The organism is Streptomyces sp. DSM 110735, assembly GCF_016482685.1.
Classification (GTDB): domain Bacteria; phylum Actinomycetota; class Actinomycetes; order Streptomycetales; family Streptomycetaceae; genus Streptomyces.
Map to the genome: position 1 here is coordinate 165322 of NZ_JACYHF010000008.1, position 23734 is coordinate 189055.

The window sequence follows — 23734 nt, forward strand, 5'->3', positions numbered from 1 at the left end:
TGGTTCGGGTGAATCAAGCCGCCCGGTAGGCCGCCGCCAGCTTGCGCAGCGCCAGTGCGTAGTTCCCGGTCAGCAGCGCGTGGTCGGCCTCGGCGAAGGGCTTCGCCACCGCCGCCGTGATCCGCTGCCCCACCTTGTCCTGGACGATCAGCCGGGCCTTGGTGACCAGCGCCCGTCCGGTCGCGCTGTCGTGCGCCCGCCCGGCCCGCTGCGCCGCCGTGCCGAGCGCCGTCAGCTCCGCCGCGCCGCCCTTGGGCACGGTGGCGCGGGTGGTCAGACCCCAGCCGTAGGGGTACTGCGGGTCGTACGACGCGTCACCGACGTTGATCGGCAACTGCGCCTCGGACTTCGGCCAGGTGACCGGGAGCTGTCCGGTGAACGCCCGCTTGCCGTAGAGCACGTCGGCCACGCCGTCGCCCTCGGTGCCGGGCAGCCAGGAGGCGACCAGGGCACCGATCTTGTTCAGTTGGTCCCCGACGAGCTGAGGGCGTCCGGAGACGATCAGCACCGCGCACTTCATGGCCGCGCACACCTTGTCGACGGCGGCCCGGTCGGCGGCGGACAACTGGAGGCTGTGTCCGTTGCCCACGTCGCCCACGCCCTCGGCGTAGGGGGTCTCCCCGACGACGACCACGCCCACGTCGTAGCCCTTGGTCGGCGCGGAGGCGTCCTTGGAGTAGGTGACGTCGCCGCCCGCCTTCCGCATCCCCTCGAGGATGGTGGTGCCGGGGACGATGTCGCCGGAGGAGCCCTGCCAGGTGACGGTCCAGCCGCCGGTCTGGTTGCCGATGTCGTCGGCGTTGGACCCGGCGACGTACACCTTCTGGCTCTTCTTCAGCGGCAGCAGTCCGCCGCTGTTCTTCAGCAGCACCTGGGACTCGGCAGCGGCCTGGCGGGCGACGGCGCGGTGGGCCGGGGAGCCGATCGAGGACGCGCCCGAGGTGTTCGCGTAGGGGTGCTCGAAGAGACCGAGGCGGAACTTCTGGGTGAGGATGCGGGAGACCGCGTCGTCGATACGCCGCTCGGTGACCCGTCCCGCCTTCACCTCGGCGGTGAGGGCGGCGGTGAAGTCCTTGTAGGTGTAGGGGACCATCATCATGTCGACGCCCGCGTTCACCGAGGTGCGCACGTGCGCGGCGTAGTCGCCGGGGAGCTGGTCGATGGCGTTCCAGTCGCTGATCACGAAGCCGTCGAAGCCCATGCGGCCCTTGAGCACACCGTTGATCATGTCCGCGCGGGCGTGCATCTTGACCGGACCGCGTCCGTCGCCGATGACGTCGAGCGAGGAGTACGACGGCATGACCGTGCCGATCCCCCGGTCCACGGCGTCCTGGTACGGCGCGAGGTGGACGGCTTCCAACTGCTGCTGGGTGACCTTGGTGACGCCCTGGTCGATCGTGTAGGTGCCGGTGGTGGAGGAGCCGTAGGCGGTGCCGCCGTCGCCGACGAAGTGCTTGGCGGTGGCGAGGACCTTGTCGGGGCGGGCGAGGTCACGCCCGTCGGCGCGGCCCTGGAGTCCCTGGATCACCGTCTCCAGGGACTCGACCAGCGCCGGGTCCTCGCCGAAGGACTCGTAACCGCGCCCCCAGCGTTCGTCGCGGGTCACGCACAGGCAGGGCGCGAAGTCCCAGGGGATGCCGGTGGCGCGGACCTCGGCGGCGGTCACCGCCCCGGTCTGCTGGGCGAGCCCGGGGTCACGCGTGGCACCGATGCCGATGTTGTGCGGCATGATCGTGGCGCCGACGAGGTTGTTGTGGCCGTGCACAGCGTCCACGCCGTAGATCAGCGGGATCTGGAACCGCGTCGCCTGGGCGCGCAGTTGGAAGCCGTCGATCATCTTCGCCCACGCCGCCGGGGTGTTGGGGGTGGGCGTGGAGCCGCCGCCGGAGAGCAGCGAGCCGAGGTCGTAGGACGCGATGTCGCCCGGGTCGCTGACGGCGCCGCGCTCGGCCTGGGTCATCTGGCCGGTCTTCTCCGCGAGCGACATGCGTCCGAGCAGGTCGGCCACCCGCTTGCGCACGGGCAACTTGGCGTCCAGGTACGGCAGTCCGTGGGCGTCGATGACGACCTCGGGGTTCTCGGCGGGCGCCTTGGCGCCGGTCACCGTGAGCTTGAGCGGGATCGTCTCGGCGGGCTCGGCGGCGCGGTCCTTCAGGGTGGTCACCTTGACGGTCCGCGCGGTGCCGGAGGGGGTGCCCGCCGGGAAGGTGAGGGTGCCGTCGACCGGTTTGTAGTCCGTGCCGGGGTGGGCGGTGCCGCCGGAGGTGGTGTAGGCGACGGTCACCGGGTCGGTGAGGGGCTTGTCGCCGGTGGTGGAGACGGTGACGCGGACGGAGGCGGTGCCGCCCTCACGGACCGGGTGGACGGCCGCGTCGGTGGTGACGGAGGCGTGCAGCGCGGGGTCGGCGGCGCCGTAGAGTTCGACGCCGTCCATGGCGAAGCGGCCCTTGACGCCGGTGGGCAGGGTGACGGCGTAGCCCCACATCTCGGTGAGACCGAGGACGTGGTCGATGCCGCCGACGGGCTGGTAGTCGGTGCGATAGGTGAACGCGCTGAACGGCAGCTCGATCTGCTTCCAGCCGGTGAAGTCGTCGGTGAAGGAGGTCGTCCACAGCTCGGACGCCTCACCGTTCGCGCCGCCGTCCTTGATCTCGAAGGCGATCTTCTTGCCGTTGCCCTGGCCGTCCCACCAGAGGCGGATGCCCCGGTGCGCGGACCAGTCGTGGGCGGGTCCGGCGGCGGCGTAGTCGTGGGTGAAGCCGCCGTAGCCGCTGATGTCGTAGCCGCCGGAGAGGACCTTGGCGCCCTCGGGGGCGTCGGCGCGCGTGGCCAGTTCGAGGGCGGGCGGGTCGTCGCTGTCGCCGCCCCAGGTGAAGATGCCCTCGGCGGGCTGGGCGGCGAAGGGGACCTCGCCCTCGAAGCGGTCGACGGACACGGGTGGCGGGTCGGCGGCACCGGAGGCGGTGGCGGAGGCGGTGGCGGCGGCGGTCAGCGGAAGAGTCGCGGTCAGCAAAGCGGCGGAGACGAGCAGGGCGGTTCTGCGCATGGACCTTCCCTTGGCTCACGGTTCACTCATGACTTAACTCACGGCGTGAGTCAACTGGCGCCCCCGGCAGGCGTCAAGGCTTCACGCCGGAAGTGGTACACCGTCGACTCATGTGTGGAGCAGGGGTGTTGTGCGTTCGTCTTCTGAATGCGCGACCCCTTGACGGACGGTGGAAGCCGTCATTTACTCACGCCTCGCACGCCGCTGTTCCCCACCTCCCCCCACCTCTTCGAAGGGCGGCGCACCATGAGACCACCCCTGCGCCCGGTCCGGCTGCTGCTGGCCGCGCTGCTGACCGCCGGGCTCGGCACCCTCGCCGTCCCCGCCGCGCACGCGGCGGGCGAGCCGGTGACGGCCTGGCTCACCACCACCGACGACTCCGGCGGGCGCCATGTCACCCGCGGGCTCCAGCAACAGGCGCCGTTCGCCTTCTCCTCGGGCACCGGCGGCTCGGGCGAGAACATCACCGTCGACGAGGGCACCCGCTACCAGACCTTCACCGGCGGCGGCGCGTCCTTCACCGACACCGCCGCCTGGCTGATGAACAGCAGCGGCGCGCTCTCCCAGTCCACCCGCGACGCCACCCTGCGCAAGCTGTTCTCCCCCACGGACGGCATCGGTCTGTCGTTCCTGCGCAACCCGATGGGCGCCTCCGACCTGGCCCGCTCCGGCTACACCTACGACGACGTCCCGGCCGGGCAGACCGACCCCTCGCTCGCCAAGTTCTCGATCGCGCACGACCTCGCGGACGTCGCCCCGCTCACCCGGCAGGCGCTCCAGTTGAACCCGTCCCTCACCGTCATGGCCTCCCCATGGACGGCGCCTGCCTGGATGAAGGACAGCGGCTCGCTCAACGGCGGCTGGCTGAAGGCGGAGGACTACGGCGCCTACGCGTCGTACTTCGTGAAGTACCTCCAGGCGTACCGCGATCAGGGCGTGAACGTCTCCTACGTCACCGCCCAGAACGAGCCGACCTGCTGCTCGGGCTACCCCTCGATGAGCTGGAACGCCAGCGGGCTCGCCTACTTCACCAAGAGCGAGCTGCTGCCCAAGCTCCAGCAGGCGGGTCTGTCCACCAAGGTCCTGGCGCACGACTGGAACTGGGACTCCTACGACTCCTACGCCGCCCAGACCGTGGACGACGCGGCGGTGCGCAGCCACCCCAACTTCGGCGGGATCGCCTGGCACGGCTACGGCGGTGACGTGGGCAAGCAGACGACCGTGCACAACCAGTACCCGAACCTGGACGCCTTCGCCACCGAGCACTCCGGCGGCACCTGGATCGCCGACCAGCAGCGCGAGGACATGTCCAACATCATCGACTACACCCGCAACTGGGCGAAGTCGGTGACCAAGTGGTCCCTCGCGGTGGACCAGAACATGGGCCCGCACAACGGCGGTTGCGGCACCTGCACCGGTCTGATCACCGTGCACAACGGCGACAGCCGCAGCGGGAGCGTGGACTACACCGTCGAGTACTACGACATGGGTCACCTCACCAAGTTCGTCCGCCCCGGCGCCCAGCGCATCGCCTCGACCGCCTCCACCGCCGTGCCCAACGTCGCCTGGCGCAACCCCGACGGCAGCAAGGCGCTGATCGCCTACAACGGCGGCTCCTCGGCCAAGTCGGTCACCATCAACTGGGGTGGGCAGCACGCCACTTACTCCCTCCCCGCCCGCACCTCCGCCACCTTCACCTGGTCCGGCACCCCGTCCGGCGACGGCGCCCGCACCGGCGCCTTCACCGGTCTGGCGGGCAAGTGCCTTGACGTGGCGGGCGGTTCGTCCGCCAACGGCAGCGCCGTCCAGCTCTACGACTGCAACGGCAGCACCGCCCAGCAGTGGACGGTCAGCGCCGACGGCTCGGTCCGCGCCCTCGGCAAGTGCCTGGACGTCACCTCCGCCTCCACCGCGAACGGCGCCAAGGTCCAGCTCTACGACTGCAACGGCACCGGCGCCCAGCAGTGGTCCTACAACGCCTCCACCGGCGACGTCGTCAACACGGCGGCGGACAAGTGCCTGGACGTCACGGACAACTCCTCGGCGAACGGGGCCAGGGCCCAGATCTGGTCCTGCACCGGAGCCGCCAACCAGAAATGGACGCTGCGCTAGCGCGCACGACTGGTCCGCACGGGCGCGCGACGGGTTTCCCGGCAGGACGGCGGTGGTACGCGGCCCGTATCACCCCTCCTGACCGGGAGCCCGAGATGACCACACCGCAGGATCTGCTGTTCGTCGTGCTCGACGTCCGCGCCGACCGGCCCGTCGAGCGCGGGGACCTGTCGCTGGCGCTGGCGGGGGCCGAGCTGCTGGATCTTCTCGGGGCCGGGGTGGCCGAGCTGCGGGAGGACCTGATCGTGCCGACCTCCGGGCACCTGACCGGGGACCGGCTCCTGGACGAGGCGGCAGCGGCGCTGGTGCGCGAGGAGCCGTACGAGCCGGTGCGGGACTGGCTGTGGCGGCGCGGGGACGGGCTCGCCGCGACCTACACGGACGCGCTGGAGCCGGGCGGCTCCGGACTGCGGCACCTGTTCCGGCGCCCCGAACCGGCGGACTCCGCCGAGCGGCGGCAGGCGGCCGAGCGCTGGGCCGTACGGGAGCCCGTGCTGACCGGGCTCGCCGCCGAGCTGGGCATCGGGGAGCCCGGGGTGAAGGGCGGCACGGAGGAGAACCCGGAGGACGACCGGGTGGCGCTCGTGCTGGCCACCGTCGGCGAGGCGCTCACCGAGCTGGAGGCGGTGCGGCAGCGGCGGCGGATCGAGGAGGACGCCTTCGACAACGTCTGGCGCGCCCCCTGACCGCCGCCGCACCCGCTCTCTCCGGCGCCTACTCGGCCGGTTCCACGCCCGCGCGCAGCAGTCCGTAGGTGTAGGCGTCCTCCAGTGCCTGCCAGGAGGCGGCGATGACGTTCTCCGCGACGCCTACCGTGGACCACTCCCCCGCGCCGTCGCCCGTGGAGATCAGCACGCGGGTCGTGGAGGAGGTGCCGTGCTTGCCCTCCAGGATGCGGACCTTGTAGTCCACCAGCTCCAGCTTGGCGAGCTGCGGGTAGATCTTCTCCAGCGCCACGCGCAGCGCCCGGTCGAGGGCGTTGACCGGGCCGTTGCCCTCGGCGGTGGCGACGATCCGCTCGCCCTTGGCCCACAGCTTCACGGTCGCCTCGTTGGCGTGGGTGCCGTCGGGGCGGTCCTCCACGATGGCCCGCCAGGACTCCACGTCGAAGTACTTCAGCGGACCGCCCTGGACCTCGGCGCGCAGCAGCAGCTCGAAGGAGGCGTCGGCGGCCTCGTAGGTGTAGCCCGCCAGTTCGCGCTCCTTGACCCGCTCGACCACCCGCCCGACCAGCTCGCGGTCGCCGCCGAGGTCGACGCCCAGCTCGCGTCCCTTCAGCTCGATGGAGGCGCGGCCCGCCATGTCGGAGACCAGCATCCGCATGGTGTTGCCGACCCGCTCGGGGTCGATGTGCTGGTAGAGGTCGGGGTCAACCTTGATCGCGGAGGCGTGCAGCCCTGCCTTGTGGGCGAAGGCGGAGACGCCGACGTAGGGCTGGTGGGTGGAGGGGGTGAGGTTGACGACCTCGGCGATGGCGTGCGAGATGCGGGTGGTCTCGCGCAGCGCGCCGTCGGGCAGCACCTTCTTGCCGTACTTCAGCTCCAGCGCGGCCACGACCGGGAACAGGTTGGCGTTGCCGACGCGCTCGCCGTAGCCGTTCGCCGTGCACTGGACGTGGGTCGCGCCCGCGTCGACGGCGGCGAGGGTGTTGGCGACCGCGCAGCCGGTGTCGTCCTGGGCGTGGATGCCGAGCCGGGCGCCGGTGTCGGCGAGCACGGTGGAGACGACGGCGCCGATCTGCGCCGGGAGCATCCCGCCGTTGGTGTCGCAGAGGACGACCACGTCGGCGCCCGCCTCGGCGGCGGTCCGTACGACGGCCTTGGCGTACTCGGGGTTGGCGCGGTAGCCGTCGAAGAAGTGCTCGCAGTCCACGAAGACCCGGCGCCCCTCGGCGCGCAGGTGGGCGACGGTGTCGCGGATCATCTCCAGGTTCTCGTCGAGCGTGGTGCGCAGGGCGAGTTCGACATGCCGGTCGTGTGCCTTGGCGACCAGCGTGACGACGGGGGCGCCGGACTCCAGCAGCGCTCTGACCTGCGGATCGTCGGCGGCTTTGGCGCCGGGGCGGCGGGTGGCGCCGAAGGCGACGAGCACCGCGTGCTTCAGGCGCAGCTCCTCGCGGGCGCGGGCGAAGAACTCGGTGTCGCGCGGGTTGGCGCCGGGCCAGCCGCCCTCGATGAAGCCCACGCCGAAGTCGTCCAGGTGCCGTGCGATGGCCAGCTTGTCCGCGACGGTGAGGTTGATGCCCTCGCGCTGCGCGCCGTCGCGCAGCGTGGTGTCGAAGACGTGGAAGGAATCGTCGAGCTCGCTGGTTGCGGTCATGGTCTCAAGGCTCCTGTTGTGATGTCGGTCTTACCGGATGACCGGCTCCACCGTTCCCCCCAGTTTCCCTCGCGCTCCGTCACCGGCCGTGGGTGGGCCGAAAACGAAAAAACCTCTCGCGGGTGCGAGAGGTCTGCGCGCGGGTCGAGGACGACGGTGCCACCCGCACGTGGTCGTACGAGATGGTCACTGCGGACCGGCGCGCCTGCTGCCCATAATCATGGAGAGCGAGAACACGGGGGAATTCTGGCACAGAACACCCGCCGTCCCACCGGGTGTCTCAATATGCGGGCGGGGGTGTCCAGAACGGCACATGGGGAAGCGCCCCGGACCCGCGGAGGTCCGGGGCGCTTTCCCCGTCGGCTGTCGCCGGGCGTACGGCTCGCGCTACTTGGCCAGCTCGTGCATCCAGCCGTGCTTGTCCTCGGTGACGCCGCGCTGGAGGTCGAGCAGCGCCTCGCGCAGGCGGAGGGTGACCTCGCCGGGCTCGCCGTCGCCCTGCTTCCACTCGGCGCCTTCGCGCTTGACGGTGCCGACCGGGGTGATCACGGCGGCGGTGCCGCAGGCGAAGACCTCGGTCAGGGTGCCGTTCTCCGTGTCGCGCTGCCACTGGTCGACCGAGATACGGCCCTCCTCCGCCTCGTAGCCGAGGTCGCGGGCGACGGTCAGCAGGGAGTCGCGGGTGACGCCCTCCAGGATGGAGCCGGTCAGGGTGGGGGTGACGATCTTGTTCCCGTAGACGAAGAACAGGTTCATGCCGCCCAGTTCCTCGACCCACTTGTGCTCGACGGCGTCGAGGTAGCAGACCTGGTCGCAGCCCTTGGTGGCGGCTTCGGCCTGCGCGAGCAGGGAGGCGGCGTAGTTGCCGCCGGTCTTGGCGTCGCCCATGCCGCCGGGGACGGCGCGGACGCGGTCCTCGGAGGCCCAGATGGAGACGGGCTTCACGCCGCCCTTGAAGTAGGCGCCGGCCGGGGAGGCGATGACGAGGAACAGGTACTCGTTGGACGGCTTCACACCCAGACCGACCTCGGTGCCGATCATGAAGGGGCGCAGGTAGAGGGACTCCTCGCCGCCGTGCGCGGGCACCCACTCCTTGTCCTGGGAGACCAGTGCGTCGCATGCCTCGACGAAGGTCTCCACGGGCAGCTCGGGCATGCCGAGGCGGTGCGCGGAGCGCTGGAAGCGGCGGGCGTTCTGCTCGGGACGGAAGGTGGCGACCGAGCCGTCGGGGCGGCGGTACGCCTTCAGTCCCTCGAAGATCTCCTGCGCGTAGTGCAGGACGTTGGTGGCCGGGTCGAGCGGGATGGCGGCGTACGGGACGAGCTGGCCGTCGTGCCAGCCGCGGCCCTCGGTCCACCGGATGGTCACCATGTGGTCGGTGAAGTGGCGACCGAAACCGGGGTTGGCCAGGATCGCCTCGCGCTCGGCGGCGGCGAGCGGGTGGGCGGAGGGCTTGAGCTCGATCGTGGGCGTCGTCATGAGCGGGAATCCTTCTCTTCCTGGCGGGTCGGGGCGGCTTCCGGTCTTCCGACCGGACCGGGGTCGCCCCCGGCGAAAACGCAGCACCGGTCGTGGCGGGCCGCGCTCACGCCGCCCGCACCGGCCGGGGGCCGGTGTGAGGACGTCCCGAGCATTCCCTCATACCGCGGCTCCGCGTTCGATTATCGCGCGGAGGCGGGGCCGGAAGGAATCGGGGTGAATACGACCCAGGGGTTGATGGTGGCATCGCACGGGCGCATGGCAAAGGGCCGCCGGGCGCTGGACGCGACCCGGCGGCCCTCGAAGGGCCCGGCGGGTCAGCCGGTTACGCCCGCTACGAGCGCGTCGCCGATCTCGGCGGTGGAGCGGGCGGGAGTGCCCACACGGGCGGTGAGGTCGGCGGCTACCGCCGCGTCCACGCGGTCCGCCTCCGCCTCGTAGCCGAGGTGGCGCAGCAGGAGGGCCACGGAGAGGACCGTGGCGGTGGGGTCCGCCTTGCCCTGTCCGGCGATGTCCGGGGCGGAGCCGTGGACGGGCTCGAACATCGACGGGAACTCCCGGCTCGGGTTGATGTTGCCCGAGGCGGCGACCCCGATGCCGCCGGAGACGGCTGCGGCGAGGTCGGTGATGATGTCGCCGAACAGGTTGTCGGTGACGATCACGTCGAAGCGCTCGGGCTGGGTGACCAGGTAGATGGTCGCCGCGTCGACGTGGATGTACTCGGTGGTGACCGCGGGGAACTCCTCGGCCACCTTGTTGAAGATGTTGGTCCACAGGTGCCCGGCGAATGTCAGCACGTTGTTCTTGTGGACCAGGGTGAGCTTCTTGCGCGGGCGTGCCTGGGCGCGGGCGAAGGCGTCGCGGACGACGCGCTCGACGCCGTAGGCGGTGTTCACGGAGACCTCGGTGGCGACCTCGTGCTCGGTGCCGGTGCGGATGGTGCCGCCGTTGCCCGTGTACGGACCCTCGGTGCCCTCGCGGACCACCACGAAGTCGATCTCCGGCTGCCCGGCGAGCGGGGTCTCGACGCCGGGGAGCAGCTTGGAGGGGCGCAGGTTCACATGGTGGTCGAAGGCGAACCGGAGCTTGAGCAGGAAGCCGCGCTCCAGGACGCCCGACGGCACGCCCGGGTCGCCGATCGCGCCGAGCAGGATGGCGTCGTGCCCCTTGAGGGAGGCGAGGTCGGCGTCGGTGAGGGTCTCCCCGGTGGCGTGGTAGCGCCGGGCGCCGAAGTCGTACTCCGTCGTCTCCAGCTTCACGTCCTCCGGGAGGACGGCGGAGAGGACCTTGAGACCTTCGGCCACGACCTCCTGGCCGATGCCGTCACCCGGGATCACTGCGAGATCGATGCTGCGAGACATGTCGGCACCCTACTCCGGCGTCCCAGGTGATGACACGGACTGTCCGCGATACGGACAGGACGGCGTTTCGTACGGCTCAGTGGCCGGTCTCTCCGCCGTTGTCCCGGCGGTCGAGGGCACGCTGGAGCGCGGCTGCGGCCCGGGCGCGGTCGGTCTCGTTCGTACGGGAGGTGTGGCGGACTCGGCGGCGGACGGTCGTCTCGGCCATGGGAAATCGACTCCTTCGGCAGGCTGGGAGCACGGCAACATGAACGGTGAGACGCCGGAAGGGGCGGAGAGCGGGCACCGCAGGGATTGCCTGCACAAGGCGCGGCTCACGACCGCCATTCGCTGATGAAGCGAGTCGTTCGGCTCATCCCAAGCTAAGGGACCGGCCCGCGCCTGTCTGCACCATTACTCGGACTTCCTACTATCTGAGACGGCGCGTCGCGCCCGAGCAGCCTGACCTGCGCTTTCGCGCGCTTCGCCTCAGCCGAGGACGAACGGCAAGCGCTCGGCCAGGGTGCCGAGTTGGGTTCGCTCCGCCGCCGTCGGGGTGCGGCGGCCCGTGCCGAGGAGGAGGGTGTCGGTGTCGGACATCTCGGTGGGGAAGGGTTCGCCCGTGATGCGGTCCAGGAGGGCGCGGGCGGCGGCGAGGGTCTCGGCGGGCGGGGGTGGGGCGGCCGGGAGGTGGGTGATGAGGTCCAGGTGGTGGAGGGTCCATTCCAGGACGTAGGCCGAGAGGTAGTCGGCGGTCGTGAGGATCTGGTTCTGGGTGGTGATCCAGGTCGCCGGGTCCGCCAGTTCCGCCGCGCGGCCCGCCGCGGAGCCCACGTCGTCCAGGTGGAACTTCAGGAGAGCCGGGTCCTCGTACGCCGCCGCCAGGCGGACGGTCAGGGCGTCGAGGGGGTCGTCGCCCGTGGGCGGGGTGGGGGTGACGGTCCAGTAGGTCGCCGCGTCGTGGGTGGGGGGCGCGTCGGCGGGGGTCACCAGGGTGATCAGGACGTCCTGGGCGTCGACGACCAGATGGCACACCAGGTCGCGGACGAGCCAGCCCGCGCAGCCGGAGGGGCGGGCGAAGTCGGCGTCCGGGAGGGCGGCCACCGTCTCGCGCAGCGCCGTCCAGGAGAGGGAGAAGGGGTCCATGGCGCGGACGCTAACAGGGGCCGGACGGACGACGGGCGGGGTACGGGAACGGCCCGGGAGGTCCCGACTCGTGGTCGGGACCTCCCGGGCCGGTTCGCGGGGAGCGTCAGCCCATGTGCGGGTAGCCGTACTCGGTCGGCGGCACCAGGGTCTCCTTGATGGCGCGGGTCAGCGTCCAGCGCATCAGGTTCTGCGGGGCGCCGGCCTTGTCGTCCGTGCCGGAGGCGCGGCCGCCGCCGAAGGGCTGCTGGCCGACGACGGCGCCGGTGGACTTGTCGTTGATGTAGAAGTTGCCCGCCGCGTAGCGGAGCTTCTCCATCGTGTACGCCGCCGCCGCACGGTCGTTGGCGATGACCGAGCCGGTGAGGGCGTAGTCCGAGACCGACTCCATCTGGGTCAGCATCTCGTCGTACTTCTCGTCGTCGTAGACGTACACGCCGAGGATCGGGCCGAAGTACTCGGTGCGGAAGACCTCGTTCTCCGGGTCGGTGCACTCGATGACGGTCGGGCGGACGAAGTAGCCCACCGAGTCGTCGTAGGAGCCGCCCGCGACGATCGTGCAGGTGGGGTCCTCGGCGGCGCGGTCGATGGCGGCCTTGTTCTTGGCGAAGGAGCGCTCGTCGATGACCGCGCCGATGAAGTTCGACAGGTCGGTGACGTCACCCATGGTGATGCCGTCGATCTCGGCCGCGAACTCCTCCTTGAAACCGGAGTTCCAGATGGAGGCGGGGATGTAGGCGCGGGAGGTGGCCGAGCACTTCTGGCCCTGGTACTCGAAGGCACCGCGGGTCAGCGCGGTCTTGAGCACGGCGCGGTCGGCGGAGGGGTGCGCGACCACGAAGTCCTTGCCGCCGGTCTCGCCGACCAGGCGCGGGTAGGCGCGGTACTTCTCGATGTTGTTGCCGACCGTCTTCCACAGGTACTGGAAGGTCTTGGTCGAGCCGGTGAAGTGGATGCCCGCGAGGTCACGGTGCTCAAGGACGACCTCGGAGACCGCGATGCCGTCGCCGGTGACCAGGTTGATGACGCCCTTGGGCAGCCCGGCCTCCTCAAGGAGCTTCATCAGCAGCACGGCGGCGTGGGTCTGCGTCGGGGACGGCTTCCAGACCACCACGTTGCCCATGAGGGCGGGCGCGGTGGGCAGGTTGGCGGCGATGGCCGAGAAGTTGAACGGCGTGATCGCGTAGACGAAGCCCTCCAGCGGGCGGTGGTCCATGCGGTTCCACACGCCCGGGGAGTTGGCCGGGGGCTGCTCGGCCAGGATCTGGCGGGCGTAGTGCACGTTGAAGCGCCAGAAGTCGACCAGCTCGCAGGGGCTGTCGATCTCGGCCTGCTGGGCGGTCTTGGACTGGCCGAGCATGGTGGAGGCGGCGATGGTCTCGCGCCAGGGTCCGGCCAGCAGCTCGGCGGCGCGCAGGATGATCGCGGCGCGGTCGTCGAAGGACATCGCGCGCCAGGCGGGGGCGGCGGCCAGGGCGGCGTCGACGGCGTCCTGGGCGTCCTCGCGGGTGGCGTTGCGCAGGGTGCCGAGGACGGCCTTGTGGTTGTGCGGCTGGACGACCTGGAACGGCTCGCCGCCGCCCATCCGCTTCTCGCCGCCGATGGTCATCGGCAGGTCCACCGGGTTCTCGGCCAGCTCCTTGAGCTTGGCCTCCAGGCGGGCGCGCTCGGGCGAGCCGGGGGCGTAGCCGTGCACCGGCTCGTTGACGGGGGCGGGGACCTGGGTCACAGCGTCCATGTGATCCGTTACTCCTTGGTGTGAGCGGGTGGTGGGGGGCTCGGCCGAGCGGGGTGGGGGGTTTCAGCCCTTGCTGACCATCGAGCGCAGGAAGAAGCGCAGGTTCGCCGGCTTCTCCGCGAGGCGCCGCATGAAGTAGCCGTACCAGTCGGTGCCGTAGGCGGTGTAGACACGCATCCGGTGGCCCTCGGCGGCGAGCCGCAGGTGCTCCTCGCTCCGGATGCCGTAGAGCATCTGGAACTCGTACTCGTCGAGCTTACGACCGGCGCGGTGGGCGAGTTCCTGCGCGATGGCGATGAGGCGCGGGTCGTGCGACCCGATCATCGGGTAGCCCTCGCCCTCCATGAGGATCCGCAGGACGCGCACGTACGCCTTGTCGATCTCGTGCTTCTGCTGGTAGGCGACCTCGGCGGGCTCCTTGTAGGCGCCCTTGACCAGGCGCACCCGGCTGCCCGCGGCGGCGAGGCGGCGGGCGTCGGCCTCGGTGCGGAAGAGGTACGCCTGGATGACGCAGCCGGTCTGCGGGAAGTCCTTCCGCAGCTCCTCGTGGATGGCGAACATCGAGTCGAGGGTGGTGTGGTCCTCGGCGTCCAGCGTCACCGTCGTGCCAATGGCGGCGGCCGCCTCGACGACGGGGCGGACGTTGGCGAGGGCCAGCTCGTGACCGCCGTCCAGCGCTTGGCCGAACATGGAGAGCTTGACCGACATCTCGACCTTCTCGCCCAGCTCCAGGAGCGCGAGGCGGTCGATCAGCGCGAGGTAGGCGTCGCGGGCGGCGTACGCCTGCTCGGGAGTGGTGATGTCCTCGCCCACGACGTCCATCGTGAGCTGGAGACCCCGGGCGGTCAGATCCTCGATGATCGGGACGATGTCGTCCACGCCCTCGCCGGGGATGAAGCGGTCCACGACCTGCTTGGTCACGGGCGCCGCCGTGACGAGACGGCGCATCCGGTCGCTGCGCGACGCGGCGAGAATCACAGGACCCAGCACGGGGCACCTCCAACAGCACAAGCACCAAGCCGGCCGTCGGCCGACGATTTCGGCAACGGCGCGGAGAACCACCGTGAAACCTAAGGATCTCTTCGATCGTCGGCCATCGACACCTGTCACGCATCCGTTCCCCCGATCTCAGACAGATGTATGAAGGGCTCTCGGATATGCGGCAGAATGCCCGGGTGGCGGCGGATACCGGATCGTTTCACCGAGGCGACTACCAGGAGCTGGTGGACGAGATCTCGGAGCTGCTGGACGCCCCGGCGACCCTGGAGAGCCGGGACTTCGAGCTGATCGCCTTCGGGGCGTACGACAGCGAGGGCGACCTCGATCCCACGGCGCTGGACCCGGTGCGCGCCCGCTCGATCCTGACCCGGCGCTCGACGGCGGCGGTGCGGGCGTGGTTCGAGGGCTTCGGCATCACCCGGGCGACGGCGCCGGTGCGCATCCCGCCCACTCCGGAGGCGGGCGTGTACCGGGGAAGGATCTGCCTTCCGGTACGCCATCGGGGTGTCGTCCTCGGCTATGTCTGGCTGCTGGACTACGACCCGGGTCCGACCGACGCGCAGCTCGCCGCCGCCATGCAGGTGACGGGGCGGATCGGCGCGCTGCTCGCGGACGAGGCGCGGGCGGGGGCGGGGCTCGGGCGGGAGCTGCGGGCGGTGCTGACCGCCGAGGAGGGGTGGCAGCGGGACATGGCGGTGACCGAGCTGCGCACGGCGCTCGGTCCGCGCGCGGACGGCCCGCACACCGTGGTCTGTCTGGCTCCCTGGCCCTCGGCCGACCCCGACGACGCCCCCTCGGTGCGGACGGTCCCGCACGCCACCGCGCTGTGCACGGTGCCGTGGGGCGCCACCGGGCAGAGCCTCGCGGTGCTGGTGCGGCTGCGCAGTACGGACGTGACGGCTCCGGCGCTGACGGCGGCGGCGCGGCTGGCGCAGGAGGCGGAGGGCGCGAAGGGCGGGGGTCGCGCGGGCGGGTCCGGCGTCGGTGTGGGGGCGGGGTCCCGTGTCGGTGTCGGTGTCGGTGAACCCCGGAGCGGGATCGCGGAGCTGGGGGCGGTCTGGCGGGAGGCGTCGGCGGCGGCGCGGGCGGCGCTGGCCGAGCCGCGGTTCGGACCGGTCGCGCAGTGGCGCGGGATCGGGCCGTACCGGCTGCTGACCGCGCTGCCGCCGAGCGTGGTGCAGGACCCGGTGGTACTGCCGCTGCTCTCCCCCGCCCAGCACGAACTGGCCCGCACCGCCGAGGTGTATCTCGACTGCGCGGGCCAGGCGGGGCGGGCGGCGGCCGAGCTGGGCATCCACCGGCAGACGCTGTACTACCGGCTCTCCCGGGTGGAGCGGCTGACCGGGCTCGACCTGGACGACGGCGAGGACCGGCTGCTGCTGCACATGGCGCTGAAGCGGGCGCGGCTGGGCTGAGGTCAGCGCTTGTGTGCTCAGTCCTGTCGAGATCAGCCCTTCCGAGATGAGCCCTGCCGAACTCAGCCCTTCCGGTCTCAGCCCTTTCCGGCGGCCTCGATGACCTGGCGCAACCCCTCGGTGAGCGCGTCCCCGTCCGGGGCGGTCTTCGGGTCGAAGGCCCACTGGCCGATGAGACCGGTCATCAGGGTCAGATAGAAGCGCCCGAGGGTGTCGGCGGTCTCGTCGCCCACCTCCTCCTCCGGGACGCCCATGAGCAGGGCGATCAGACCGCGACCGCCCTCCCGCTGTTCGCGCGCCAGGTACTCGCGCACTTCGGGCAGTTCGATGGTCATGACCTCCATGCCGAGCCGGAAGACCGACCCGGGCTCGCGCATGGTGGTGACGATGTTCGACCACACCCAGCGGAAGCGCTCCAGCGAGCCGGGGGCACCTTCGGGCTCGGCTCCTCCGAAGGCGTCCCCGGCGTCGTCCACCAGCGCCACGTACGCCCGTGCCAGCAAGGCGTCCTTGGAGCCGTAGTGGTAGCCGATGGAGGCCAGGTTGGTGCCGGACTCCTTCACGATGTCGCGCGCCGTGGTCCGGGCGAACCCCTTCGCCAGCAGGCAGCGCTTGGCGCCTTCGAGCAGATCCTCACGGTGTCCCATGCCGGTCAGCGTACCCGGAGCCATACAAGCGTCCTAGACGCATGACTTATACAAGCGTTCTAGACAAGCGTTTAATACGTGCGTACATTTCTCGGCATGGTGAATCCGACGAGCACCACCCCGACTCCCGCCCAGGACACGCCCGTTCGCGCCGGACGCCGCGAATGGACCGCGCTGGGCGTGCTAATGCTGCCGCTGCTGCTGGTCTCGATGGACGTCTCGGTGCTGTACTTCGCGACCCCCGCGATCAGCGCCGACCTCCGTCCGAGCGGCACCCAGCAGCTCTGGATCTTCGACATCTACGGCTTCGTCCTGGCCGGGCTGCTGATGACGATGGGCGCGCTCGGCGACCGCTTCGGCAGCCGTCGGCTGCTGCTCACCGGCGCCGCCGCCTTCGGCGCCGCCTCGGTCCTCGCCGCGTACGCCGACAGCGTGGCGACCCTGATCGCGGCCCGCGCGGTGCTCGGCGTCGGCGGCGCGACCCTGATGCCGTCGACCATGGCGCTGCTGCGCACCATGTTCACCGACCCCGCCGAGCGAGCGAAGGCGATCGGGCTGTGGTCCGGGGTGATGACCGGCGGCATCGCGCTGGGCTCGGTGATGAGCGGGGTCCTGGTCGAGCACTTCTGGTGGGGCTCGGTGTTCCTGGTCAACCTGCCCGCGATGCTTCTGCTGCTGGCGCTCGGTCCGGTCCTGCTCCCCGAGTCACGCAGGACGGTCTCCGGTCGCTTCGACTGGCCGAGCGTGCCGCTGTCCCTGGCCGCCGTCCTGCCCGTGGTCTACGGGCTGAAGGAGATCCCCTCCGAGGGCTGGCACCCGCTGTACGTCGTCTCGGTGACGGTCGGTCTGCTCTTCGCCGCGCTCTTCGTCCACCGCCAGCGCACGGTCGCCGCGCCGCTGGTGCCGCTCACCCTGCTGCGGCGGCGCGGGTTCACCCCGGCGCTGGTGCTGACGCTGGTGTCCGCGTTCGGGATGCTGGGCTCGGCCATCTACACCACGCAGTACATCCAGTCGGTGCTCGGCAAGAGCCCGCTCTCGGCGGCGCTGTGGAGCCTGCTGCCCTCGGTGCTCATCGGGGTGGTGGGTCCGGTGACCGCGGCGCTCGTCGCCCGGGGCGCGGACCGGGGCCGGGTGGTCGCCGCCGGGTTCGCGGTCTCCGCCGCCGGATACGTCCTGCTGGCGCTCACGGGGACCGACTCGCTGTGGCTGGTGCTCGCCGGGGCGGGGGTGCTGGCGTCGGGCGCGGTGATGGTGATGTCGCAGCTCACGGACATGGCGATGGGCACCGCACCGGCGGAGCGGGCGGGCACCGCGTCCTCGCTGCTGGAGACGGCCACGGAACTGGGCGGGGCGCTCGGGATGGCGTTCCTGGGCTCGGTCGGCGCCGCCGTCTACCGGCACCAGATGCCCTCGGACGCGCCCGGTCCGGCCCGCGAGACCCTCGGCGGCGCCCTGGCCACCGCCGCCCAACTGCCCGGCCGTACCGGCGAGGCGCTGCTGACCTCGGCACGCGAGGCGTTCACGCACGGGATGTGCGCGGCGGCGGTCACCGGGGCGGTGGTGCTGGTGCTTGCCGCGGTGGGGGCGGTGGTGAGCCTGCGGAGGCCGGCCACGGAGCGGACCGGCACCGGTCAGCCCGGTGAGGAGCGGCGCGACGCGGACAAGCGTCCCGTGGAGCAGCTCGACCCCCGGTAGCGGGAAACGGCGGAGCGCCGGGCGGAACCGATGATCGGTCCGCCCGGCGCTCCGTCACGTACGCGGAGGGTACGTACTCAGACCAGGTTCACCGACCGGGCGGACGTCGCCCCGATCTCCTCGGCCAGCTCGGTCAGCGTGGCCGGGGAGACCGTGTCGTCCACGGTCAGCACGGCCAGCGCCTCGCCGCCCGCCGCCGCGCGGGCGACCTGCATACCGGCGATGTTGATGCCCGCCTCGCCCAGGACCCGGCCGACGGTGCCGACGACACCGGGACGGTCCTCGTAGCGCAGGACGACCATGTGCTCGGCGAGCGCGAGGTCGACGTCGTACTCCCCGACCGCCACGATCTTCTGGACGTGCTTGGGACCGGCCAGCGTGCCGGAGACCGAGACCTCCTCGCCGCCCGCGAGGGTGCCGCGCACGGTGACCACGTTGCGGTGGTCGGCGGACTCGGAGCTGGTGGTCAGGCGGACCTCGACGCCGCGCTCCTGCGCGAACAGCGGCGCGTTGACGTAGGAGACCGTCTCGTCCACCACGTCCTCGAACACGCCCTTGAGCGCGGACAGCTCCAGGACCTTCACGTCGTGCTGGGTGATCTCGCCGTAGACCTCGACGTCGAGGCGGACCGCGACCTCGCCCGCCAGCGCGGTGAAGATGCGGCCGAGGCGCTCGGCGAGCGGCAGTCCGGGCTTGACGTCCTCGGCGATGACACCGCCCTGGACGTTCACCGCGTCCGGGACCAGCTCACCGGCGAGCGCGAGGCGCACCGAGCGGGCCACCGCGATGCCCGCCTTCTCCTGAGCCTCGTCGGTGGAGGCGCCCAGGTGCGGGGTGCAGACGACCTGGTCCAGCTCGAAGAGCGGGGAGTCGGTGCACGGCTCCTTCGCGTACACGTCGAGACCGGCGCCCGCGACGCGTCCCTCCTTGAGCGCCGCGTACAGCGCCGCCTCGTCCACGATGCCGCCGCGCGCGGCGTTGACGATCCGCACGGTCGGCTTGACCTTGCGCAGCGCCTCGTCGCCGATCAGACCGAGGGTCTCGGGGGTCTTCGGCAGGTGGACGGTGATGAAGTCGGAGACCTCGAGGAGTTCGTCCAGCGAGAGCACCTTGACGCCCATCTGCGCGGCCCGGGCGGGCTGCACGTAGGGGTCGTAGGCGACGACCTTCATGCCGAAGGCGGACATGCGCTGCGCGACCAGGGCGCCGATGCGGCCGAGACCGACGACACCGAGGGTCTTCTCGGCCAGCTCGACGCCGGTGTACTTGCTGCGCTTCCACTCGCCGTTCTTCAGCGCGGTGTTGGCCTGCGGGATGTTGCGCGCGCTGGCCACGAGCAGACCGCAGGCCAGCTCGGCGGCGGTGACGATGTTGGAGGTGGGGGCGTTGACGACCATCACGCCGGCCTTGGTGGCGGCGGAGACGTCGACGTTGTCCAGGCCGACGCCGGCTCGTGCGACGACCTTCAGCTTCTTGGCGACGGCGATCGCCTCGGCGTCGACCTTGGTCGCGGAGCGGACGAGGATCGCGTCCACGTCGGCGATGGCGGGGAGCAGTTCGGCGCGGTCGGCTCCGTTGCAGTGCCGGATCTCGAAGTCCGGTCCGAGTGCGTCGACGGTCGCGGGCGACAGCTCTTCAGCGATGAGTACGACGGGTTTCGAGCTCACGTGAGTCCTCACAAGTCCAATGCGGACGGCCGTCCCGACGGCCGCTGGCGGAGGGGAGCGGCGCCGGGGAATTCCCGGTGCGCTCACGCGTCGTTCGGTGCGTGCTCTCGGTGTGCCGGACGAAGGTCCTCGTAGCGGAGCTACTAGGACCTTTGGCCGGTGCGGCGGGAGTGCGTGCCGGGCGGCGCGGGGGTGTGCCGGAAATTTCTCGGTGTCGCTTAGCCGCGTGGAAGACGCACGACACTGTGGGCCTGACGCGTATGTAGTGCTGCAGTGTAGTGGCGCCACGGGCGCCGGAGTCTGCCTCGGTGGAAGGATCACCCGGACGGGAAGCGCCGCTTTGTACGGTGCCCGCGCGCGGCTCCGCGACCGCGCTCCCCGGTGAGCGGGGAGCGCGGCCGCGGGGCCCGTCGGTCACGCCTCTTCGTCGACCCAGGACATCAGCTTGCGGAGCTGCTTGCCCGTGGTCTCCAGCAGGTGCTCGGAGTCCTGCTTCTTGTACTCGTCGTACTTCTTCAGACCGCCGTGGTACTCGTCCATCCAGTTCTTGGCGAAGGTGCCGTCCTGGATCTCGGCGAGGACCTGCTTCATCTCGGCCTTGGTGGCGTCGGTGACGATGCGCGGGCCGGTGACGTAGTCGCCCCACTCGGCGGTCTCGGAGATGGACCAGCGCATCTTCTCCAGACCGCCCTCGTACATGAGGTCGACGATCAGCTTCAGCTCGTGCAGGCACTCGAAGTAGGCGATCTCCGGCTGGTAGCCCGCCTCGGTCAGGGTCTCGAAGCCCGCCTTGACCAGCGCGGCGGTGCCGCCGCACAGCACGGCCTGCTCGCCGAAGAGGTCGGTCTCGGTCTCCTCGGTGAACGTCGTCTTGATGACGCCGGCGCGGGTGCCGCCGATCGCCTTGGCGTACGACAGGGCCAGCGCGAAGCCGTCGCCGGAGGCGTCCTGCTCGACCGCGACGATGCAGGGGACGCCGCGACCCTCCTCGTACTGACGGCGCACCAGGTGGCCCGGGCCCTTGGGGGCGACCATGCAGACGTCGACGCCCGCCGGGGGCTTGATGAAGCCGAAGCGGATGTTGAAGCCGTGGCCGAAGAACAGCGCGTCGCCGTCCTTCAGGTGCGGGGCGATGGACTCCTCGTAGACCTGTCCCTGGATCGGGTCCGGGACCAGGATCATGATGACGTCGGCCTCTTCGGCGGCCTCGGCCGGGGTGACCACGCGCAGCCCCTGCTCCTCGGCCTTGGCGCGGGACTTGGAGGTCTCGGGCAGACCGACGCGGACGTCGACGCCCGAGTCCCGCAGCGACAGGGCGTGGGCGTGGCCCTGGCTGCCGTAGCCGATGACCGCGACCTTGCGGCCCTGGATGATGGACAGGTCTGCGTCGTCGTCGTAGAACAGCTCGGCCACTGGAACTCTCCTTGATGTGCGGATGTGCGTCCCACCGTATTGCGGCGGGGTGAGGGAAGGTCTGGGGGTCTCGGCATCCGGTCGCCGCGCCGGTGCTGCGGCGACCGGGCCGGGGGTCACGCCGAGCGGTCGAGGGCGCGCAGCGAGCGGTCGGTGATGGAGCGGGCGCCGCGTCCGATGGCGATCGTGCCGGACTGGACCAGCTCCTTGATGCCGAAGGGTTCCAGCATCTTGAGCATGGCGGACAGCTTCTCGCCCGAGCCGGTGGCCTCGATGGTGACGGCTTCCGGGGAGACGTCGACGGTCTTGGCGCGGAAGAGCTGGACGATCTCGACGATCTGGGAGCGGGTCTCGTTGTCGGCGCGGACCTTCACCAGGACGAGTTCGCGCTGGACGGCCTGACCGGGCTCCAGCTCGACGATCTTGAGCACGTTGACGAGCTTGTTGAGCTGCTTGGTCACCTGCTCAAGCGGCAGGTCCTCGACGCCGACCACGATGGTGATGCGGGAGATGTCGGGGTGCTCGGTGACGCCCACCGCGAGCGAGTCGATGTTGAAGCCGCGGCGGGAGAAGAGGGCGGCGATGCGGGCGAGGATGCCCGGGGTGTTCTCCACCAGGACGGAGAGCGTGTGCTTGGACATGGTCGTTTACGTCTCTCTCGCTCAGTCGTCCGCGCCGTCGCCGAAGTCGGGGCGGACGTCACGGGCGGCCATGATCTCGTCGTTGGTGGTGCCGGCGGCGACCATCGGCCACACCATGGCGTCCTCGTGGACGATGAAGTCCACGACCACGGGGCGGTCGGTGATGGCGTTGGCCTCCTCGATGACCTTGTCCAGGTCCTCGGGGCGCTCGCAGCGCAGACCCACGCAGCCCATGGCCTCGGACAGCTTCACGAAGTCCGGCACGCGGGTGCCGCGTGCCTCGGGGTTGACGTCCTCGGGGCCGGAGTGCAGGACGGTGTTGGAGTAGCGCTGGTTGTAGAACAGGGTCTGCCACTGGCGGACCATGCCGAGGGCGCCGTTGTTGATGATGGCGACCTTGATCGGGATGTTGTTCAGCGCGCAGGTGGTCAGTTCCTGGTTGGTCATCTGGAAGCAGCCGTCGCCGTCGATGGCCCAGACCGTGCGCCCGGGCTGTCCGGCCTTGGCGCCCATGGCGGCGGGGACCGCGTAGCCCATCGTCCCGGCGCCGCCGGAGTTGAGCCAGGTCGCGGGCTTGTCGTACTGGATGAAGTGGGCGGCCCACATCTGGTGCTGGCCGACGCCCGCCGCGAAGATCGTGTCGTCGGGGGCCAGTTGGCCGATGCGCTCGATGACGGCCTGCGGGGAGAGCGAGCCGTCCTCGGGGCGGTCGTAGCCGAGCGGGTAGGTCTCGCGCCAGCGGGTCAGATCGCGCCACCAGGCGGTGTAGTCGCCCTGGTTGCCCTCGCTGTGCTCCTTCTGCACCGCCTGCACCAGGTCGGCGAGGACCTCGCGGGCGTCGCCCACGATCGGCACGTCGGCCTCGCGGTTCTTGCCGATCTCCGCCGGGTCGATGTCGGCGTGCACGATCTTGGCGTACGGCGCGAAGCCGTCGAGCTTGCCGGTGACGCGGTCGTCGAAGCGGGCGCCGAGGGCGACGATCAGGTCGGCCTTCTGCAGCGCGGTGACGGCGGTGACCGAACCGTGCATGCCCGGCATGCCCACGTGCAGCGGGTGGCTGTCGGGGAACGCGCCGAGCGCCATCAGGGTGGTGGTGACGGGCGCGCCGGTCAGCTCGGCGAGGACCTTCAGCTCGGCGGTGGCGTGTGCCTTGAGGACGCCGCCGCCGACGTAGAGGACGGGCCGCTTGGCGGTGGTGATCAGCTTGGCTGCCTCGCGGATCTGCTTGGCGTGCGGCTTGGTCACCGGGCGGTAGCCGGGCAGGTCCGTGACCGGCGGCCAGGAGAAGGTCGTCCGCGCCTGCAGGATGTCCTTCGGGATGTCGACGAGCACCGGTCCCGGGCGGCCGGTCGAGGCGATGTGGAACGCCTCCGCGATCACCCGGGGGATGTCCTCGGCCTTGGTGACCAGGAAGCTGTGCTTGGTGATCGGCATGGTGATGCCGACGATGTCCGCCTCCTGGAAGGCGTCCGTGCCGATCGCCTTGGAGACGACCTGGCCGGTGATCGCCACCAGCGGGACCGAGTCCATGTTCGCGTCCGCGATCGGGGTGACCAGGTTGGTGGCGCCGGGTCCCGACGTGGCCATGCAGACGCCGACCTTGCCGGTGGCCTGCGCGTAGCCGGTGGCCGCGTGCCCCGCTCCCTGCTCGTGGCGGACCAGTACATGGCGCACCCGCTTGGAGTCCATCAGCGGGTCGTAGGCGGGGAGGATCGTGCCCCCGGGAATGCCGAACACGGTGTCGACCCCGACCTCCTCCAGCGAGCGCACGAGCGACTGGGCGCCCGTCACGTGCTCGACAGGGGCGACGTGCTGCCCTCCGGATCGGGGCCGCGGCTGCGGATGGTGGGCCCCGGTGGCCTGCTCGGTCATCGGCATTCTCTTCTCGATGCTGAGGGTTTTTGCGAGGTTTGAGCGGAGCTGGAGCGCCGCACGAGGGGCACTCGTGCAACAAAAAACCCCTCGTGCCGGGATGGCAAGCGAGGGGAGCGCGTCGGTGAGGGGCGCTGGGGTTTCCGGATCGTCCTCCGGTCGTCCCAGCTCAGCCGACGCGCTGTCCAAGTACGAGAATTCGGGT

The 23734-nt window shown here is 70.9% G+C and carries 17 protein-coding genes; 4 read left to right on the top strand and 13 right to left on the bottom strand.

Features of this window, described 5'->3' with window-relative positions:
• Nucleotides 1–13: 13 nt before the first annotated feature.
• Entirely contained in the window at nt 14–3046 is a 3033-nt protein-coding gene (locus IF655_RS15620) for a glycoside hydrolase family 3 N-terminal domain-containing protein (RefSeq protein WP_199585390.1), read from the bottom strand.
• Between the two features lie 246 nt (nt 3047–3292).
• Here IF655_RS15620 and IF655_RS15625 point away from each other — a divergent pair, with 246 nt between their 5' ends.
• Nucleotides 3293–5158, top strand: a complete 1866-nt coding sequence (locus IF655_RS15625) for a ricin-type beta-trefoil lectin domain protein (protein ID WP_199585391.1) — start codon at nt 3293–3295, stop codon at nt 5156–5158.
• Between the two features lie 95 nt (nt 5159–5253).
• Nucleotides 5254–5844 carry a GPP34 family phosphoprotein gene (locus IF655_RS15630; protein ID WP_199585392.1) on the top strand — a complete coding sequence of 197 codons (591 nt, stop codon included), beginning with the start codon at nt 5254–5256 and terminating at the stop codon, nt 5842–5844.
• Between the two features lie 28 nt (nt 5845–5872).
• On the opposite strand, the gene cimA is transcribed toward IF655_RS15630, so the two are convergent.
• The 7 genes from cimA to IF655_RS15660 all read right to left on the bottom strand — a co-directional run bounded on the left by cimA (nt 5873) and on the right by IF655_RS15660 (nt 14170).
• Nucleotides 5873–7477 carry a citramalate synthase gene (cimA, locus tag IF655_RS15635; RefSeq protein WP_199585393.1) on the bottom strand — a complete coding sequence of 535 codons (1605 nt, stop codon included), beginning with the start codon at nt 7475–7477 and terminating at the stop codon, nt 5873–5875.
• A gap of 387 nt (nt 7478–7864) precedes the next feature.
• On the bottom strand, nt 7865–8956 hold the full coding sequence (locus tag IF655_RS15640) for a branched-chain amino acid aminotransferase (protein WP_199585394.1): 1092 nt from the start codon (nt 8954–8956) through the stop codon (nt 7865–7867).
• A 317-nt stretch (nt 8957–9273) separates the two neighbouring features.
• Nucleotides 9274–10317 (bottom strand): 3-isopropylmalate dehydrogenase, encoded by a 1044-nt coding sequence (locus IF655_RS15645; protein ID WP_199585395.1) that lies wholly within the window; start codon nt 10315–10317, stop codon nt 9274–9276.
• A gap of 76 nt (nt 10318–10393) precedes the next feature.
• Nucleotides 10394–10525: a hypothetical protein gene (locus IF655_RS31495; protein ID WP_277952686.1), complete on the bottom strand. Its 132-nt coding sequence runs from the start codon at nt 10523–10525 to the stop codon at nt 10394–10396.
• Between the two features lie 260 nt (nt 10526–10785).
• On the bottom strand, nt 10786–11442 hold the full coding sequence (locus IF655_RS15650; RefSeq protein WP_199585396.1) for a maleylpyruvate isomerase N-terminal domain-containing protein: 657 nt from the start codon (nt 11440–11442) through the stop codon (nt 10786–10788).
• Between the two features lie 106 nt (nt 11443–11548).
• Nucleotides 11549–13180: an L-glutamate gamma-semialdehyde dehydrogenase gene (gene pruA / locus IF655_RS15655; RefSeq protein WP_199585397.1), complete on the bottom strand. Its 1632-nt coding sequence runs from the start codon at nt 13178–13180 to the stop codon at nt 11549–11551.
• Nucleotides 13181–13243: 63 nt separating this feature from the next.
• Nucleotides 13244–14170 carry a proline dehydrogenase family protein gene (locus IF655_RS15660; RefSeq protein WP_199585398.1) on the bottom strand — a complete coding sequence of 309 codons (927 nt, stop codon included), beginning with the start codon at nt 14168–14170 and terminating at the stop codon, nt 13244–13246.
• Nucleotides 14171–14337: 167 nt separating this feature from the next.
• On the opposite strand from IF655_RS15660, the gene IF655_RS15665 reads away from it, so the two are divergent.
• Nucleotides 14338–15594: a CdaR family transcriptional regulator gene (locus IF655_RS15665; RefSeq protein WP_199585399.1), complete on the top strand. Its 1257-nt coding sequence runs from the start codon at nt 14338–14340 to the stop codon at nt 15592–15594.
• Nucleotides 15595–15671: 77 nt separating this feature from the next.
• Here the strand turns inward: IF655_RS15665 and IF655_RS15670 are convergent, their stop codons facing one another.
• Nucleotides 15672–16241: a TetR/AcrR family transcriptional regulator gene (locus IF655_RS15670; protein ID WP_199585400.1), complete on the bottom strand. Its 570-nt coding sequence runs from the start codon at nt 16239–16241 to the stop codon at nt 15672–15674.
• A 96-nt stretch (nt 16242–16337) separates the two neighbouring features.
• Between IF655_RS15670 and IF655_RS15675 the strand changes: the two genes are divergently transcribed.
• Entirely contained in the window at nt 16338–17936 is a 1599-nt protein-coding gene (locus IF655_RS15675) for an MFS transporter (RefSeq protein WP_242488744.1), read from the top strand.
• Between the two features lie 77 nt (nt 17937–18013).
• On the opposite strand, the gene serA is transcribed toward IF655_RS15675, so the two are convergent.
• From serA to IF655_RS15695, 4 genes are all read right to left on the bottom strand, one after another.
• Entirely contained in the window at nt 18014–19603 is a 1590-nt protein-coding gene (serA, locus tag IF655_RS15680) for a phosphoglycerate dehydrogenase (protein ID WP_199585401.1), read from the bottom strand.
• A 414-nt stretch (nt 19604–20017) separates the two neighbouring features.
• Nucleotides 20018–21016 carry a ketol-acid reductoisomerase gene (gene ilvC, locus IF655_RS15685; RefSeq protein WP_199585402.1) on the bottom strand — a complete coding sequence of 333 codons (999 nt, stop codon included), beginning with the start codon at nt 21014–21016 and terminating at the stop codon, nt 20018–20020.
• 116 nt (nt 21017–21132) lie between these two features.
• Nucleotides 21133–21657: an acetolactate synthase small subunit gene (ilvN, locus tag IF655_RS15690; protein ID WP_018544678.1), complete on the bottom strand. Its 525-nt coding sequence runs from the start codon at nt 21655–21657 to the stop codon at nt 21133–21135.
• A 21-nt stretch (nt 21658–21678) separates the two neighbouring features.
• Entirely contained in the window at nt 21679–23529 is a 1851-nt protein-coding gene (locus tag IF655_RS15695) for an acetolactate synthase large subunit (protein ID WP_199585403.1), read from the bottom strand.
• Nucleotides 23530–23734 lie beyond the last annotated feature (205 nt).